Origin of the sequence: Brevibacterium sp. HMSC22B09, from assembly GCF_001806795.1 — a bacterium.
GTDB lineage: Bacteria > Actinomycetota > Actinomycetes > Actinomycetales > Brevibacteriaceae > Brevibacterium > Brevibacterium ravenspurgense.
This window is the reverse complement of record NZ_KV786021.1, coordinates 43,574-59,209: the sequence shown is the minus strand read 5'-3', so window position 1 is coordinate 59,209 and position 15,636 is coordinate 43,574. Positions and strand designations below refer to the sequence as shown.

General features: G+C 61.9%; 13 protein-coding genes and 2 tRNA genes. 10 read left to right on the top strand and 5 right to left on the bottom strand.

The window, feature by feature from the left end; genetic code table 11:
• Window positions 1-20: 20 nt before the first annotated feature.
• The 5 genes from HMPREF3087_RS06450 (at window position 21) to ettA (ending at window position 6,352) form a co-directional block, all read left to right on the top strand.
• Window positions 21-1,733 carry a GTPase domain-containing protein gene (locus tag HMPREF3087_RS06450; protein WP_070428510.1) on the top strand — a complete coding sequence of 571 codons (1,713 nt, stop codon included), beginning with the start codon at window positions 21-23 and terminating at the stop codon, window positions 1,731-1,733.
• Complete coding sequence (locus tag HMPREF3087_RS06445) at window positions 1,730-3,319, top strand: GTPase (RefSeq protein WP_070428509.1); 1,590 nt, start codon at window positions 1,730-1,732, stop codon at window positions 3,317-3,319. The genes HMPREF3087_RS06450 and HMPREF3087_RS06445 overlap by 4 nt, the downstream gene beginning before the upstream one ends.
• Window positions 3,320-3,466: 147 nt before the next feature.
• Entirely contained in the window at window positions 3,467-4,024 is a 558-nt protein-coding gene (locus HMPREF3087_RS06440; RefSeq protein ID WP_062021691.1) for a single-stranded DNA-binding protein, read from the top strand.
• A gap of 67 nt (window positions 4,025-4,091) precedes the next feature.
• The gene (locus HMPREF3087_RS06435) at window positions 4,092-4,622 is read left to right on the top strand and encodes a DUF6993 domain-containing protein (protein WP_070428508.1); all 531 of its coding nucleotides are present in this window, start codon (window positions 4,092-4,094) and stop codon (window positions 4,620-4,622) included.
• Between the two features lie 47 nt (window positions 4,623-4,669).
• Window positions 4,670-6,352, top strand: a complete 1,683-nt coding sequence (ettA, locus tag HMPREF3087_RS06430) for an energy-dependent translational throttle protein EttA (protein WP_019175417.1) — start codon at window positions 4,670-4,672, stop codon at window positions 6,350-6,352.
• Window positions 6,353-6,429: 77 nt separating this feature from the next.
• On the opposite strand, the gene HMPREF3087_RS06425 is transcribed toward ettA, so the two are convergent.
• The gene (locus HMPREF3087_RS06425; protein ID WP_062021686.1) at window positions 6,430-7,338 is read right to left on the bottom strand and encodes an acyl-CoA thioesterase; all 909 of its coding nucleotides are present in this window, start codon (window positions 7,336-7,338) and stop codon (window positions 6,430-6,432) included.
• A gap of 99 nt (window positions 7,339-7,437) precedes the next feature.
• On the opposite strand from HMPREF3087_RS06425, the gene HMPREF3087_RS06420 reads away from it, so the two are divergent.
• Complete coding sequence (locus HMPREF3087_RS06420; protein WP_062021683.1) at window positions 7,438-7,974, top strand: acyl-CoA thioesterase; 537 nt, start codon at window positions 7,438-7,440, stop codon at window positions 7,972-7,974.
• Between the two features lie 2 nt (window positions 7,975-7,976).
• Entirely contained in the window at window positions 7,977-8,639 is a 663-nt protein-coding gene (locus HMPREF3087_RS06415) for a DUF8185 domain-containing protein (RefSeq protein ID WP_083272075.1), read from the top strand.
• A gap of 17 nt (window positions 8,640-8,656) precedes the next feature.
• Here HMPREF3087_RS06415 and HMPREF3087_RS06410 read toward each other — a convergent pair whose 3' ends face one another.
• The 3 genes from HMPREF3087_RS06410 to pepN form a co-directional block, all read right to left on the bottom strand.
• On the bottom strand, window positions 8,657-9,100 hold the full coding sequence (locus HMPREF3087_RS06410) for a globin (protein ID WP_019175413.1): 444 nt from the start codon (window positions 9,098-9,100) through the stop codon (window positions 8,657-8,659).
• A gap of 60 nt (window positions 9,101-9,160) precedes the next feature.
• On the bottom strand, window positions 9,161-10,183 hold the full coding sequence (locus HMPREF3087_RS06405) for a mechanosensitive ion channel family protein (protein WP_062021677.1): 1,023 nt from the start codon (window positions 10,181-10,183) through the stop codon (window positions 9,161-9,163).
• Window positions 10,184-10,253: 70 nt separating this feature from the next.
• Window positions 10,254-12,866 (bottom strand): aminopeptidase N, encoded by a 2,613-nt coding sequence (gene pepN / locus HMPREF3087_RS06400; RefSeq protein ID WP_070428507.1) that lies wholly within the window; start codon window positions 12,864-12,866, stop codon window positions 10,254-10,256.
• Window positions 12,867-13,015: 149 nt separating this feature from the next.
• Between pepN and HMPREF3087_RS06395 the strand changes: the two genes are divergently transcribed.
• Complete coding sequence (locus tag HMPREF3087_RS06395) at window positions 13,016-13,477, top strand: ribose-5-phosphate isomerase (protein ID WP_070428506.1); 462 nt, start codon at window positions 13,016-13,018, stop codon at window positions 13,475-13,477.
• A 94-nt stretch (window positions 13,478-13,571) separates the two neighbouring features.
• Here the strand turns inward: HMPREF3087_RS06395 and HMPREF3087_RS06390 are convergent.
• Window positions 13,572-13,645, bottom strand: a tRNA-Pro gene (locus tag HMPREF3087_RS06390).
• A gap of 121 nt (window positions 13,646-13,766) precedes the next feature.
• Here HMPREF3087_RS06390 and HMPREF3087_RS06385 point away from each other — a divergent pair.
• A tRNA-Gly gene (locus HMPREF3087_RS06385) sits at window positions 13,767-13,837 on the top strand.
• A gap of 128 nt (window positions 13,838-13,965) precedes the next feature.
• Window positions 13,966-15,489 (top strand): Na+/H+ antiporter family protein, encoded by a 1,524-nt coding sequence (locus HMPREF3087_RS06380; protein WP_256173060.1) that lies wholly within the window; start codon window positions 13,966-13,968, stop codon window positions 15,487-15,489.
• The last annotated feature ends 147 nt before the right edge of the window (window positions 15,490-15,636 follow it).

Here is a 15,636-nt window from a genome sequence, read left to right as displayed (position 1 = left end):
AATTTCGTCAAAGTGAGTACGTGACTTCCCACCGACTGAACCTGCGTGCCAAAGCAGTGCCGATCCTTTCGGACGCTGCGGCGCGAGTGCGCGCTGCCGACTTTCCCCTGCACACGCAGAGGGCTGAAGAGGGTTCCCAGCTTCAGCGCGCTCTGGGCACGCAGATCTCTGAGTACCTGCTTCCGCGTCTTCGTGACCCCGATGCACCGCTGCTGGTCGTCGTCGGCGGGTCCACCGGCTCTGGCAAGTCGACGCTCGTCAATTCGATCGTCGGCGAAGAGCTCACAGAGTCCGGTGTCATCAGGCCCACCACGGTGTGGCCGGTGCTCGTACACCATCCGGAAGATCGGTCCTATTTCGCTTCCGACCGGATCCTGCCGCACCTCCAGCGCACCCGTGACGGCGGTGAGGGCGCTAAAAGCCAGCAGAAGCTGCGCCTGGTGGCCAGCACTGCCGTGCCGCGGGGACTTGCGATCATCGATTCGCCGGACATTGACTCCGTGCGCGATTCCAACCGCGAACTGTCCCGGCAGCTGCTGTCGGCTGCAGACCTGTGGCTGTTCGTCACGACTGCTGTTCGCTACTCCGACGCGGTCCCGTGGGACCTGCTGCACCAGGCCGACGAACGTGGCACATCAGTCGCCGTCGTCCTGAACCGCGTGCCGCCCAAGGCCAACCGCGAAGTTCGCCACCACCTGGCTCAGCTGCTCGCCGAGGCGGGGCACGGATCCGCGCCGATCTTCACCGTTCCGGAACTGAAGTTGGAAGACGACCTCATTCCCGAGGCAGCCGTGTTCCCCCTGAAGTCGTGGGTCGAGAACCTGGGGAGGTCACCTCGTGCCCGGACCGCGGTCCTCGAGCGCACCCTCCAGGGTGCCTTGGCCTCGGTGCGCCCCCAAACAGAAGTCCTCGCCGACTGCGCAGAAGAACAGGTGCGCGCTTACCGCGAACTGCAGGAAGCCGCAGAAGGCAGCTTCGGCGCGGCTGGCAGGAGGCTGGGCGAGGCTCTTGTTGCCGACAAGGTGCTGCGCGGTGAAGTGCAGGCCAGATGGCAGGACTTCGTCGGCACCGGCCAGTTCTTCCGCGGTCTCGAACCGACCGTCAGCCGTCTGCGCGACCGCATCACCTCAGCCGTCACCGGCCGGCGCGACAGTGCCGATCTGCTGATTCAGGCGATTCTGTCCTCAATTGTCGTGCTGGTGCGCGAACAGGCCGTTCGTGCCTCGGGTTCGACAGTCGACACGTGGCAGGAGCTTCCGCACGGACGACCCGTTGTTGAGCGTCACCCCGGCCTTGGCTCGCTGCCGGCGGGCTTTGACCAGCTGTGCCGTCAGCGCGCTGCCGAATGGGCCGCGAGTGTGGAAGACACCGTGCGCAGCGTCGGTCAGTCGAAGACTGCGAAGGCCCGCATCATGTCCTTTGGCGTCGCAGGTGTTTCCGCGGTGCTGATGTATGCCGTGTGCGCCGGTGCTGGGGGAACGGGGGCGCCTCGTGCAGGCTCAGCAGAGTACGAGGACCGGCTGGCAGTGCACCGTCTGCTCAACACGATCTTCGGTCCGGAAGCCACAGAAGAGCTCGCCGCGAGTGCGCGCCGGCGCTTGCTTGACACAGGGCTGAGTCTGCTGTCGAGGGCCCGTGAGCCCTTTGAAGACGCGCTTGCCTCCGTTGCCGTCAGCGGAACCCAAGCTGATGATCTGCGCGCAACCGTTCGCCGACTGGAAGGCCTGACGTGAACCGCTCCGACGAACTGTCCAAGGGCATCCGCACCGCGCTCGACCTTGAAGGCGGTGCGCTGTCCGCTTCAACCGCGCAGGCTGCCGCCGAGGTGCTCCGTCGGGCCGAAGCACGCCGCGGTCTCGGCAGTGAGCACACCGTGGTGGCCTTTGCAGGTTCCACCGGCTCCGGTAAGTCTTCTCTGTTCAACGCGGTCTCCGGCCTTGAAATCGCCGAGGTGGGGGTCCGCCGACCAACCACCTCGGAACCTATTGCATGCGTGTGGGGCGAGGGCGGAGACGACCTCCTCGACTGGCTCGAAGTTCCCAAATCCCGGCGCACGTGGCGCGAATCCGCTCTCGACGGGGATGACGAAGAACCGCTGCGCGGTCTGATTCTCATTGATCTTCCCGACCACGACTCGACCGCCTACGCCCACCGGGAAGTCTCGGACCGGCTCATCGACATGGTTGACGTCGTCTTCTGGGTTGTCGACCCGCAGAAGTATGCGGACTTCTCGCTGCACAACCGCTACCTGTCGAAGATGTCAGCGGCAGCCGAAAGCACCGTTGTTGTGCTCAACCAGGTTGACCGCCTTGATGCCGAACAGAAGAAGGCCACCCTGGGCCACCTGCGCAGCCTTCTGGAAGCCGACGGCATGGAAAAGGCCACAGTGGCAGCCGCGAGTGCCGTCACACGCGAAGGCGTGCCCGAGATCCGTCGTCAGCTGGTCAAGATGATCGAAAGCCGCGAAGCCGGCAAACGCCGCATCGAACAGGAGCTTGCCGATGTCGCCGGGCGCATTCGCGCTGAACTGGGCCGTCCGGTTGACGACCCGGAGCAGATTCCCCAGTCGGACATCCTCATCGGCGCTATGAACGAAGCCGTCGGCACATCGGCCATTGGGCAAACCGTGCACGATGACTACGCCCGTCGCGCATACGCCAAGACCGCCTATCCGCTGCTTGCCAAAGCATCCCGCGGAAAAGCCGACCCGCTTGGCGCCCGCCACGGGGGAGACCGCGAAGTTCTTCTGCGGGCGGCACAGCCGGAGCTGACACAGCCGCAGACCGCACGCATCAACCTGGCGGCCCACGAGGTCATCAGCGGTGCCACGCGCAGACTCCCCGCAGCGTGGAAGCGCGCCGCGGCAGCAGCCGAAGATCAGAGTGCCGCTCGCATCTCAGCAGATCTGGAATCAGCTGTTTCGAGTGTCGACATTTCGCATCGCCAGCCGGGCTGGTGGGGTGTTGCCAGCTTCTTCCAGTGGCTGTTCTTCATCCTTACGATCCTTGGGATCATCACCACTGCAGCGGCCGCTGTCTTGATCTTCTTTTTCCCCGAAATTCTGTGGACGGCTCTACCGAACATGCGGCTCAGTGTCTTGGGCCTGATTGCCGCCGCACCGCTGGTGGTTGGCATTATCGGCTCCATCATCACGTCCGTCTTGGCCGCGAATGCCAGGCGCAAGGGCGCTGATGATGCCCGAGCCCAGGTGGAAGAAGACATTGAGCGAGCAGTTCACTCGGCCGCGACGGACAATGTGTTCGAACCTGTGACGCAGCTTCTGCGCAAGCACAGGGAAACCTATGACGCTCTGAGCTGAGCAGCTGGGCGTCAGTGCTCTGACGCTGACTTGTGCGCTCGGCCCTGTGGACGGTCCTCCGGCTTTCCACAGGGCCTTTTGCACTCTTCTCTGAACGTTTGCGGCTGGTGACCATTGCTGTACCTCTTCTGATCGAAAGGAACAGCAATGCAGCACTACACCTACCTCGTCGGCAATGTCGGCAGCGATATTCGTTCGGGCACCGCTTCGAACGGCAGCACCTGGGCGAGCTTCCGTCTTGCGGTCAACGACGCTTACCGCACAGATGACGGCACGTATGTCAATCGCCCAACCACCTGGTACGACGTCAAAGTCTGGAGGCCCTGGGCCATCAATGTCGCAGGCTCCCTGCAGAAGGGCCAACGGGTCATTGTCATCGGCCGGGTGTCGATGGACCAGTGGGAAACCGAGACTGCCAGCGGGGAGCGTTTGACTGTCAACGCTCACGCGGTCGGTCCGGATCTGTCCTTCGGCATGGCGGTGTTCCGCTCCAATTCAGTTACGGCCGAAGAAAACGAGAAAATGGAAGAAATCAAACAGCGCCACAGTGACAGTCCGTGGGCCAAAGTCGACGCCCCCGCGGCAAGTGATGCCGGAGACTCGGATCAGCCCGCGGTCTCTGTCGACAGCGGTTCCTCTGCCAGCACGGACAGCGAACCGCAGATGGCGGCCGCCGGCACCGGGGGAGAAGGCCCGCCGTTCTGATTTTTCTGCCCCGTGCCCGGGCCGGCCTGCGGGTGCGGGCGCCGAAAAGGTACTACAGTTGTCTACTGTGAAACTCTTCGGCGCCCGCCCAGCAGCGGTTATCTCTTCCAGCGGCCTGGCCGCTCTTATGCTGTCTGGCTGTGGGCTTTTCGGTTCGGCTTCAGAACCTGAGGGCGGCCCAGCCGGCAAACAGACTGCCGAGGTCGAAAAAGTCCTCAAGGTCATTGAACCGCTGACGCACAAAGACGGCATTCCGACGAGCGAAGAAACTCTCAAAGTTCTGCAGGACGGCGGCTACAAGCCCGAGAACATTGCCGCAACCCTGGACAAATCACCTCTGGACCACGATGTCCCCTCGAAGGTCTTCGCTGTCAAGGTGAAAAAAGGCTGTGTCATCGGGGAGATCCGCAACGGCGGGGCCACGGCTGCCCTGTACCCGCCCTTGAAGTCCAATGACGACTGTCTCATCGGCGAAGTCGACCGTCCCAAGGGTGTGAAAATGCCCGCGGGCGAACAGCGTGAAGAGGGCAGCGAGGACAACGGTGCAGGTCATCTTCCGGGCGAGGACATGCACAAGCGCAAAGACGACGGACTCTGATACCTCGGATTAGCTGATCGGGAGCCCTGCCGATACCCTTAGGTGCTATGGCAGAGTTCATTTACACCATGCACAAAGCGCGCAAAGCGCACGGTGACAAGGTTATTCTCGACGACGTTTCCATGTCTTTCTTCCCCGGTGCGAAGATCGGCATGGTCGGCCCCAACGGTGCCGGTAAATCAACCATCCTCAAGATCATGGCTGGGCTCGACCAGCCCTCGAACGGCGAAGCTCGGCTGTCGCCCGGCTACACGGTCGGCATCCTGCAGCAGGAACCGCCGCTGAATGAAGACAAGACGGTCCGCGAAAACGTCGAAGAAGCAGTCGGCGACATCATGGGCAAAGTCGCTCGCTTCAACGCAATCTCCGACGAAATGGCACAGCCAGACGCCGATTTCGACGCGCTCATGGAAGAAATGGGCAAATTGCAAGAAGAGATCGACAACGCCGATGCGTGGGATCTTGATTCGCAGCTGGACCAGGCCATGGACGCGCTGCGCTGCCCTCCCGGCGACGAACCTGTCACCCACCTGTCCGGTGGTGAGCGTCGCCGCGTGGCACTGTGCAAGCTCCTGCTGGAAAAGCCGGACCTCCTGCTGCTGGACGAGCCCACTAACCACCTGGACGCCGAATCCGTTCTGTGGCTCGAGCAGCACCTGAGCACCTACCCGGGCGCTGTCATCGCGATTACCCACGACCGCTACTTCCTCGACCACGTTGCGGAGTGGATTGCCGAAGTCGACCGCGGACAGCTGTACCCCTACGAGGGCAACTACACGACGTACCTTGAGAAGAAGAAGGAACGTCTCCAGGTGCAGGGCAAGAAGGACGCCAAGCTGGCCAAGCGCCTGGCAGATGAACTCGAATGGGTTCGCTCCAACGCCAAGGGTCGCCAGACCAAGTCGAAGGCACGTCTGGCCCGCTACGAGGAGATGGCGGCAGAAGCCGAGAAGACACGCAAGTTGGACTTCGAAGAGATCCAGATTCCGCCGGGCCCGCGCCTGGGAACCGTTGTGATCGAAGCAGAGAACCTGCAGAAGGGCTTCGACGGTCGCAAACTCATCGACGGACTGTCGTTCTCACTTCCGCCCAACGGCATTGTCGGTGTGATCGGCCCCAACGGTGTGGGCAAGTCCACGCTGTTCAAGACGATCGTCGGACTGGAAGAACTCGACGGAGGCACCCTCAAGATCGGTGAAACCGTCAAGATCTCCTACGTCGACCAGTCACGAGAGGGCATCGACCCGAACAAGTCCCTGTGGGAAGTTGTTTCGGATGGCCTCGACTACATTCAGGTCGGCCAGGTCGAAATGCCGTCGCGCGCCTATGTGTCCGCCTTCGGGTTCAAGGGCGCAGACCAGCAGAAGAAGGCAGGTGTGCTCTCCGGTGGTGAGCGCAACCGCCTGAACCTGGCGCTGACGCTCAAGCAGGGCGGGAACCTGCTGCTGCTTGACGAACCGACCAACGACCTCGACGTCGAAACCCTGGCATCGCTGGAAAACGCTCTTCTCGAGTTCCCCGGCTGTGCCGTGGTCGTCACCCACGACCGCTGGTTCCTCGACCGTGTGGCCACGCACATCCTCGCGTGGGAAGGCACAGAAGAGAACCCGGCTCAGTGGTACTGGTTCGAAGGCAACTTCGAAGGCTACGAAAAGAACAAGGTTGAACGCCTCGGTGTAGAGGCAGCTCGCCCGCACCGCACCACGCACCGCAGACTGACGCGCGACTGACGTACAGCCGCTGCCGCTCACAGCGCACAAACATGTGGGGCCCGCCGAATACGGCGGGCCCCACATGTTTGTATGAGTCAGCTTTCCTTCAGCCGCACCATGCCCTGCTGGGCGACGGAGGCTGCGAGTTCGCCCTTCTGGTTGTAGATCCGACCAATGCCCAGGCCCCGCCCGCCATCGGAAGACGGGGAGGACATGTCGAACAGCAGCCAGCCGGTCACGTCGACGTGCGAGTGCCACCACATGGCGTGATCGAGGCTGGCAATCCGCAGGCGCGGATCAGCCCATGTGAGACCGTGAACGCGCAAGCTCGGTTCAAGCATCGCGAAGTCACTGGCATAGGCCAGGATCGCGGCGGTCGCAGCACGGCTGTCTATGCCTGTAAACGGCTCCTTCAGACGCGCCCAGAAGCGGTTGATGGGTTCGGGTGAGCCGAGAAAGCCCGCGTGAATGTCGGGCGAAATGGGGCGGATGTCGAAAGGCCGCTGCATGAGCCATTCCCGCATCCGCTCAGCTCGGGTGAAGCGGGTGATATCAAGCTTTCCGAGGATTTTCTCCAGGCTCGGCAGCGCTTCGGGGTGGGGGAGAGCCTGCGGCATGGGCTCGCGGTGCTCAAGGCCGGGCTGCACTTTTTGAAACGAGGAGATTCCCGACAGGATCGGCATGCCCTTTTGGTAGGCCTGGACTCGCCTGGCTGAGAAAGAACCGCCATCACGCAGATCCTCAACGCCGATTGTCGTTTCTTCGTCGACGGCGCCGGCCCGCAGGAAGTAGCCGTGGAAGGAGTGGATGGGGCGGTCGTCATCGACGGTGGCCGAGGCTGCCATAACGCACTGAGCGAGGACCTGCCCGCCGAAAAGCCTGCCGTCCGGTTTGGGCTGATTCCACACCCGGAATCCGAACTCTTCACCGCCGGCGGGAGGATCTGTGAGCTTTTCGAGCTCGATGATCTTTTCGAGAACATTCTTGTCGCTGGTGTCGGCCATGCTGCTCCTTCGTACGTACCTTGGCTCAGGATACGCAGAAAACTCTCGCTGTGGCCCGCATCTGACACGCGTTGAGTTCAGTCATGCGAAGATGGCGGCATGACCGAACTTCACAATCCACTCATCGACGGCCCCTTTACGCGAACGCTCGTGGAGCTGCGTTGGGGTGATATGGACGCCTACGGGCACGTCAACAACGTGACACAGCTGAAGCTGTTGGAAGAGGCGCGTGTCAAAGCGTTCGGCTCTCCGACTGCGGCACGCGATGTCATTCCCGGTGAGCTGCCCGGCGGTGAGCGCACGGATGCTTTCGGTCTTGTCATGCCGCCGGTATTCCGTGAGGCTTCTGCCGACGTGCAGATCCTGGTGTCCGGTCACGCGATTGACTACCGCGACCCCATCCCGTACAGGGACGGTCCGATCGCAATTGATGTGTGCATCGTCAAGATCACGCCGGTCATCATCAAGGTCGGCTATGTGATTCTCGAACCGGATGCTTCGAAGGTCTATTCGGTCGCTGAATCTGATCTTGTCTTCGTAGACGGGGAAACCGGCCGCGCGCGCCGTTTGCGTGATGACGAACAGGCGGCTTTCGCCGACTGCGCCGTCGGTCCGCTTCCGCTCAAGCGGAGGTGAGCGTGGAACAGCCGGCGTTTGAACTGCAGGCGGAAGCCGACGCTGCCGATCTGCGGCAGTTCACTGCGCGTATGCAGCGTGTCGATTCCGGTGCTGCACTGCGGCTGACCGGAGTAGGGGATGTCCTGGTCGTCTCCGGTGCTCCTCTGTACCCCAAGGGCCTTGGCGACGAACTTCCGCTGGTCATTGCGATGCGCGCTCTGCGTCTGCGCTCGGCATCTGCCGACGGGGTCGATGCGGTGGTTCCGGCTTCCGGGCTGACCGACCGCTTTGCCCGTATGGATCGCACCGGGGGACTGGACCTCAGTGTTCCCCCTGCCGAGGTGAGGATGCCGTGGGCGGCCGTGACTCCACCTCGTGCGGGGTGGGAGGCGGCAGCGCAGCTGCCGGTTCAGCAGCTGCGGGAAGCAGCCGCTGAGGGAATTGCCGCTGTTGCGGAAGCCTCACCTTCTGGTGCGGGAGCGCTGGCCGTGGACAAGGTTCGCCGGATGGTGTGGTCGCGTCCGCTGCCCGGCTGTGAGACTGCTCCGCTGGGGGCAGCTTTCGGCCTCGATGCGGCTGGCTTTGCCGTCGGAGAAACCGCGATGGTCTACCGCAGCGGTCCGTGGCTGCGCTTTGCGACACCTGCGGGTTTCATCATCACCCGCTCAATCGAGGCAGGCTGAAAACCCTGCCGGTGCAATCAGAGCAGCCGGCGGCTGGGATCGATTCGGTGCTCGTCTGAGTCTTCGTCCGGTGTGTTGAGCATAGCTGTGGCGGCACGCTCAAAGTAGTCCCACATGAGGCTGTCGTACATGGGCGGCAGGTTCAGCTGGTCAAGGGCGTGGCGCATGTGCTTGAGCCAGTGTTCGCGTGATTTCGGTGTGACGGGGAAGGGCGCGTGGCGCATGCGCAGGCGCGGGTGCCCGCGCTCTTCCTGATAGGTGGTGGGGCCGCCGAAGTACTGTTCGAGGAACGTCTGCAGGCGGTGCTTGGCTCCTTCGAGTTCGTGGCCCTCCGGGTACATGGCGATGAGGTAGTCGTCCTGTGCCACGCCGTCGTAGAAGGTGTCGACAAGGGTGGTGAAAGCTTCATGTCCGCCGACCATGTCGAAAACGCTGGCGGGGCGCTCATAACCGTTTGTCATGCCGTCATTGTCTCCTATGTGCTTCAGCAGTGGGTCAGGCCGTCGTTTAGGCCGCCTGGTTCAGCTGCTCGAGGCGTGTGAACCGTCGTCGGCATCGGCTCCGGTCGCAGCCGGTGGTGCCTGACCCGGTGTCTCCTTGATGACCATCTGGTCAGGCAGGGCGATGGCGACCCCGGCCTTGTCGAACTCAGACTTGAGGCAGGACCGGAAGGCTCGGGCAATAGCCCACTGTTCGTTGGGGAGGGTTTTGATGAACACGCGGATGGTTGTCGACGAGCCGGTCAGCTCCTGAATGCCGATGATCTCCGGGTCTTCCATGATGACGGACGCGCGGTTCGGGTCACTCATGAGCTGGGTGATGGCGCGGGTGATGATGTCGGTCGCAGTGTTCTGGTTGATGTCGACGGGTACGGGTACATCGACAACGGCCCGCGACCAGCCCTGTGACTGGTTGCCCACGCGCAGGATTTCTCCATTCGGCACGTGCCACAGGGTGCCCTCGACGTCGCGGATGCGGGTGGTGCGCAGGCCAACCTCTTCGACGGTGCCGATTGCCTCGCCCAAGTCGACTGTGTCGCCGATGCCGTACTGGTCTTCAACCACGATGAAGAATCCCGACAGGTAGTCGCGCACGAGTGACTGTGCACCGAAGCCCAGCGCGATACCCGCCACACCGGCCGAGGCCAGGATCGGCGCCGGGTTGATGCCGACCTCCTGCAGGACCATGAGTCCCGCGATTGCCGCCACGATGATGGTTGCGAATGACGACAGCAGGGAGCCGACTGTGTTGGCTCTCTGTGCGCGTCGTGCCCGTGAAACGGGGTCGGAACGGGTTCCGTCGTCGTAGTGTCGGCGTTTGTTCGCAGCGGTCGTGCCGTCAGCGATCTTCCGTGCGAACTTGCCGATCATGCGGCGCAGAATCAGGGACGCAATAACCGCAAACACCACGATGAGCGCAATGCGCAGCGGAGTGCCCAGAAGGGCGGTCCACCACGCCGGATCGGATGCGGTTTCAGCGATTTCGCCGATCGTGTCGGTTGGTGCCGGCGAAGGGGTCGAATCAGCAGATGTCAATACAGTCATACGCCCTCAAGTGTAGGAAGTGAACATCAGAGGGAGCACAAGGAACGCTGGCCGTGCGCTTCGCGTGCGGTCATGGATGTTCGCTGCGGCGCTGGACCGCCAACGCCCTCCGTGCTCGGTCGAGGTTCTCCACCATTGTTCGCTGCAGTCCGCGGTTGGCCTCCCGGTGTTCCTCCAGCCACTGTTCGGCCATGGCGACTGTCGCTTCGGTCGCGGGCGGGAAAAGCCACAAGGTGAGCGTCTGTGCGATCTCAAGGGTTTGTGTGTCCCACCAGCTTTCAGCCCGGGCGAAGTATTCGGCCGCAAAGTCGTCGAATGGAGCCTCTGCCGTGATGAGCGAGCCGTCAGATTTCTGCAGTCCGGAGGCGAAGCCGCGAGCGGTTGCCGAGAGTACGGCGTTGGGCAGGCCGCTGTCTTCCGTCAGAGCTCTGAAAGCGGCTGTTTTTGCCGCCGGGGTGGGAATCGAAGCTTCGGCACGTGCGGCACTGCGCTGACCGGCGGCGGTGTTATCAGCTTGGAGCGTGCGCTCGATGTCGTCTTCGCCAGCGCGGTTGTGACCGGCCAGGGCTGTCAGCATGTGCCAGCGCAGTTCGTCGTCGAGCTTCTGACCTTCCGGCAGCGGCTGTTCTCCGCTGAGCAGCTGGGCGAGAAGCCGCAGCTGATCGTCTGACTGGGCGAAGCTGGCAAAACCGCGGAGGAACTGGAACTGTTGGTCGCTTCCCTCCGGGGCGGAGCCGGCGGCAGCCCACAGCGCCTCGGCAGTGCGTTCGGCGGCAGTGTCCCGCAGGGCCGGGGGAGTGTAGGAGAACACGGCTGTTTCCAACTGCCGCAGGTGCGTCTGCAGACCAGTCGAATGTACGAGGTGCACAAGGTTGTCGCAGACCAGGGAAATGTAGTCCGTCACTGGGATCTCGGCATCGCGGGCCATGTCCCATACGGAACCCAACACGACAAGCTGCGTCAGCGAATCATTGAGGTCGCCGAAATGCGTGCGCACAGTCTTCAAACCGCGTTCATCCAAGCGGACCTTCGCATAGGTCAGATCCCCGTCATTGACGACGATGAGGTCAGGCACCGGTGTGTCCTCATCGACCGGCACCTCGGCCGCCTCACCATCAACATCGATTTCGTGCAGAGCAGTCCGCTTAAGCCGCCCCTCGAGAACCGAGTACAGACCAACCCCCAGACGGTGCGGGCGGAGGCTCGGCACCTCGTGACCGGGCAGAACACAGGGCTGCTGCACCACAGTGAGTTCTGTCAGCAGACCGTCCTCCTCCTCGTACTGCGGACGGAGGATGTTGACACCGCTCTCCTGAATCCACAGTCGAGTCCAACGCTGAAGATCACGGCCCGAAGCAGCCTCGAGCTCTGTCAGAAGATCAGCCAGACGGGTGTTCGACCAGGCGTGCTTGTCGAAATACGACTTCACGCCCCGGAAGAAGTTCTCGCGGCCGACATAGGCCACCAGCTGCTTGAGCACCGAAGCGCCCTTGGCGTAGGTGATTCCATCGAAGTTCGTTTCGATGTCCACAAGATCGCCCATACCGGCTGCAATCGGGTGAGTGCTCGGCAGCTGGTCCTGGGCGTACGCCCACGACTTCTCAGACGCAGCGAAGGTTGCCCAGGCTTCAGAGAACTCAGTGGCCTCAGCAGTGGCCAGCGTGGACATGAACTCGGCAAAGGACTCATTCAGCCACAGATCGTCCCACCACTTCATCGTGACGAGGTCCCCGAACCACATGTGGGCCAGCTCGTGCAGGATCGTGACCGCACGACGCTCCACGGCCGCTTCGGTGGGGCGGGAGCGGAAGACGTAGTCCTCCACAATCGTCACCGCACCGGCGTTCTCCATTGCTCCGGCGTTGAACTCGGGAACAAACAGCTGATCGTATTTCGCAAAGGGGTACGGGGTATCGAAGAGCTCTTCGAAGAAGACAAAGCCCCTCTTGGTGATGTCGAAGATGTTCTCCGGGTCCAGGTGATCAAACAGGGAAGCGCGCGCATACACGCCAAGCGGCACCGTCGAACCGTCGGAGCTGACCAGCTCATCGTGGACACTGCGGTAGGGGCCCGCAACAAGCGCGGTGATGTAACTGGAAATGCGCGGTGTGGGAGCAAAGCGCCACGACTTCAGGTCCTGCCCGTCAAGACCGAGAACCTCAGCATCGGCGCCCGGCTCAGCAGGTGCGGGAGTGGGGGAGTTCGACACCACGTCCCAGTGTTTGGGAGCGACGACAACAAAGGAGAACTCCGCTTTCAGATCCGGCTGCTCAAACACAGCGAAGACACGGCGGGCATCCGGAACCTCGAACTGGGTGTAGAGATACACCTCGTCATCCACAGGGTCGGTGAACCGATGCAGGCCCTCACCGGTGTTCATGTAGAAGAACTCAGCATCGACAGTCAGAACATTGTCTGCGGCAAGGTCGTTCAGGAGAATACGGCCCGGACGGCACGCTTCATCCGGATCAACAGCACGGCCGTTGAGGGTGATGGAGTGGACAGAATCGACAATGCCATCAATGAAAGTCGACGAACCAGCCTGAGCAGAGAAGCGCACAGTCGTGACAGACCGGAACGTTTCACCCTTCCCGGTCAGCCCCAGCAGGACTTCATAGGAATCCACGCTGACAATCTCAGCGCGTTCAGCGGTTTCAGCTTCGGTCAGGTTGTACTGTGCCACGTCGCGTCCTCTTCAGATAGTCGAACTGAGCTCATTCTCAGGTGAACTGAACTCATTCTTCCACGGTGGGGAAGCGCAGGCTGAAAACCGGACCGCCAGGCAAGAACACTGAGCTGAAAGAGCAAGGCGAAAGTCGGTAGGCTGAGGGCATGCGAATTCACTTGGGAACAGACCACGCCGGCTATGAGTTCAAAGAAGCCCTGAAAACACACCTGCAGACCCGCGGTTTCGACGTCGTCGACCACGGAGCACTGGAATACGACGCACTCGATGACTACCCCCAGTTCTGCATTGATGCAGCCCAGGGCGTTGTTGACGACCGCCACGATGGAAAAGACTCCCTCGGCGTTGTCATCGGCGGTTCCGGCAACGGCGAGCAGATTGCGGCAAACAAGGTTCAGGGTGCTCGCTGTGCTTTGGCCTGGAACGAAGAAATCGCCCGCCTGGCACGCCAGCACAACGACGCCTGGCTCGTGTCGATCGGCGCTCGCCAGCACCCGCAAGACCAGGCAATTGCGATTGTCGACGCGTTCCTTGACGAACCGTTCTCGGAAGACGAACGCCACGTGCGCCGCATCGGTATCATCTCGGACTACGACAGCAAGCGCTGAAGCTGAGATGCTGGGCGCTTCTACCGCGCCAATGTGCTGAACTGTCCGGCATAGACGTTCAAGGCCCGAACCAACCGGTTCGGGCCTTGTGTTGTCGGGATGACAGGATTTGAACCTGCGACCCTCTGCTCCCAAAGCAGATGCGCTACCAAGCTGCGCCACATCCCGGACTGCTTCATACTAGCCCTTTGCCGCCAGAAAGGCACTTCGGGCTCGGGGCATGTCGCGCTGACCCCGTCGATTTTGCAGATCAGGGAACTGTGCTTTAAAGTAGAGAAGCGCTTCGCGCGGGGATGTAGCTCAATGGTAGAGCCTCAGTCTTCCAAACTGATAGTGCGGGTTCGATTCCCGTCATCCCCTCGGTTCAAATCTCGGGACACTGTTTGCGCAGTGTCCCGAGATTTTTTTGTGTGCACGGTAGGCACGCGGGAACACAGTTGTCGAGGTGGTGTTCATCACGTTGTTTACCGTTCAGTACACTGCCGGTCATGCACGTTGAGAACAAACCGCAGGGACCTGCCGCGGTGAAACGAAAAGCGGTATCCCCAACGGCTGCCCGGCCGACATTCTTTGAAGTCCTCCCGCCCTCGGTATTGGCTGCGGTTGGCGGTTTGGCCGCTGTCTGGATTCTGGGTCAGGTGACGGGCCACCCGATCAACGCGGTTGTGTTCGCGATCCTCGTGATGGTCACCCTGTGCCTTGTGAAGGTTCCGGTCATCATTGCTTTGGTGTCATCAGCCATTCTCGGTGGCCTGCAGGCTGGGGTGACCATGGAAGAGACCCTCGCGGGCTTCAACGACAACCTGCTGTCCGGCGCGCAGGTGGGTCTGACCTACGTCATGATCGGCGCCTTGGCCGTTGCGCTGTCCCGTTCCGGCCTTCTTGAGCTCTTCGCCCATTGGGTGGCAAAGAAGACCACCGCGGAAGAGCGTGCAGTGAGTCAGGGTGCAAAGTGGGGACTGTTCGGCCTGTTCGCCGGCGCGGCAGTGCTCAGCCAGAACCTCGTTCCCGTGCACATCGCGTTCATCCCCATCCTGCTCCCGCCGCTCTTGGGCGTTCTCAACCGACTGCGCATCGACCGCCGTGCCGTTGCTGTTGTACTCGCATGCTCCATGAGTGCCAGCTACCTGCTGCTGCCCACGGGTTTCGGCGCCATCTACCTCAACGACATTCTGCTGACCAACGTCGATGAGTTCGGCGGCCCGCGGGGGCTCACTGCAACCCCTGATATGGCGTGGAAAGCGATGTTCTGGCCCGTCATGGGTCTGGCAGCGGGAATGCTGACCGCTGTTCTCTTCAGCTACCGCAAACCCCGCGACTACCCTCAGCTGCCGCAGGCAGACCGGCTTTCTGCTGCGCGGGGGAGCGCTGGATCAGAGAACGCTGTGTCGCTGCACCCGTTCCAGCTGATCATGACGCTCATTGCCGTAGCTGCAGCACTCGTCTTCCAGATCGCCTTCGATTCCCTGCTCGTGGGTGGGATGATCGGCTTTCTCATCTTGACTCTCGCTGGAGTTTTCCGGTGGAGGGAACAGGACGATGTCTTCACCCAGGGTGTGCTCATGATGAGCCACATCGCCATCATCATCACGGTTGCCTCCGGCTTTGCAGGACTGTTGAACGCAACTGGTGAGATCGACCCGCTGATTGCCGCAGTCGGCGGGTTCATCGGCGACAACACGGCACTCGGGGTTTTCCTCATGCTGTTCGTGGGCCTATTCATCACGATCGGCTTCGGCGATTCCTTCGCGAGCGTGCCGATCCTCGCCCCGATCTACATTCCGCTGGCACTGGAAATGGGGCTTGACCCGCTGGCTGCTGTCTGCCTGCTCGGAGCCTCGGCAGGCCTAGGTGATGCCGGTTCTCCCGCATCGACCATTTCCCTCGGCGTGACGTCCGGACTCGCCGCCGATGGGCATCACGACCACATTCGCGACACCGTCATCCCAACGTTCCTGCACTGCAATATCGGCATGCTGCTGTTCGCGGGGATAGCGGTGCTCATGCTGTAGAGATGTCTGGTTTCAGGACATCGTGCACCCCTGCGGCTGCGAATCGGCCTGCGGATGTCTCACGCCTCTGTTCCATTGATGTGTAGGGCCATCGTTCCAACCCACATCCGGACGGCCAGACTCCCTTTAGCCGGCTTCTGCGCCTTA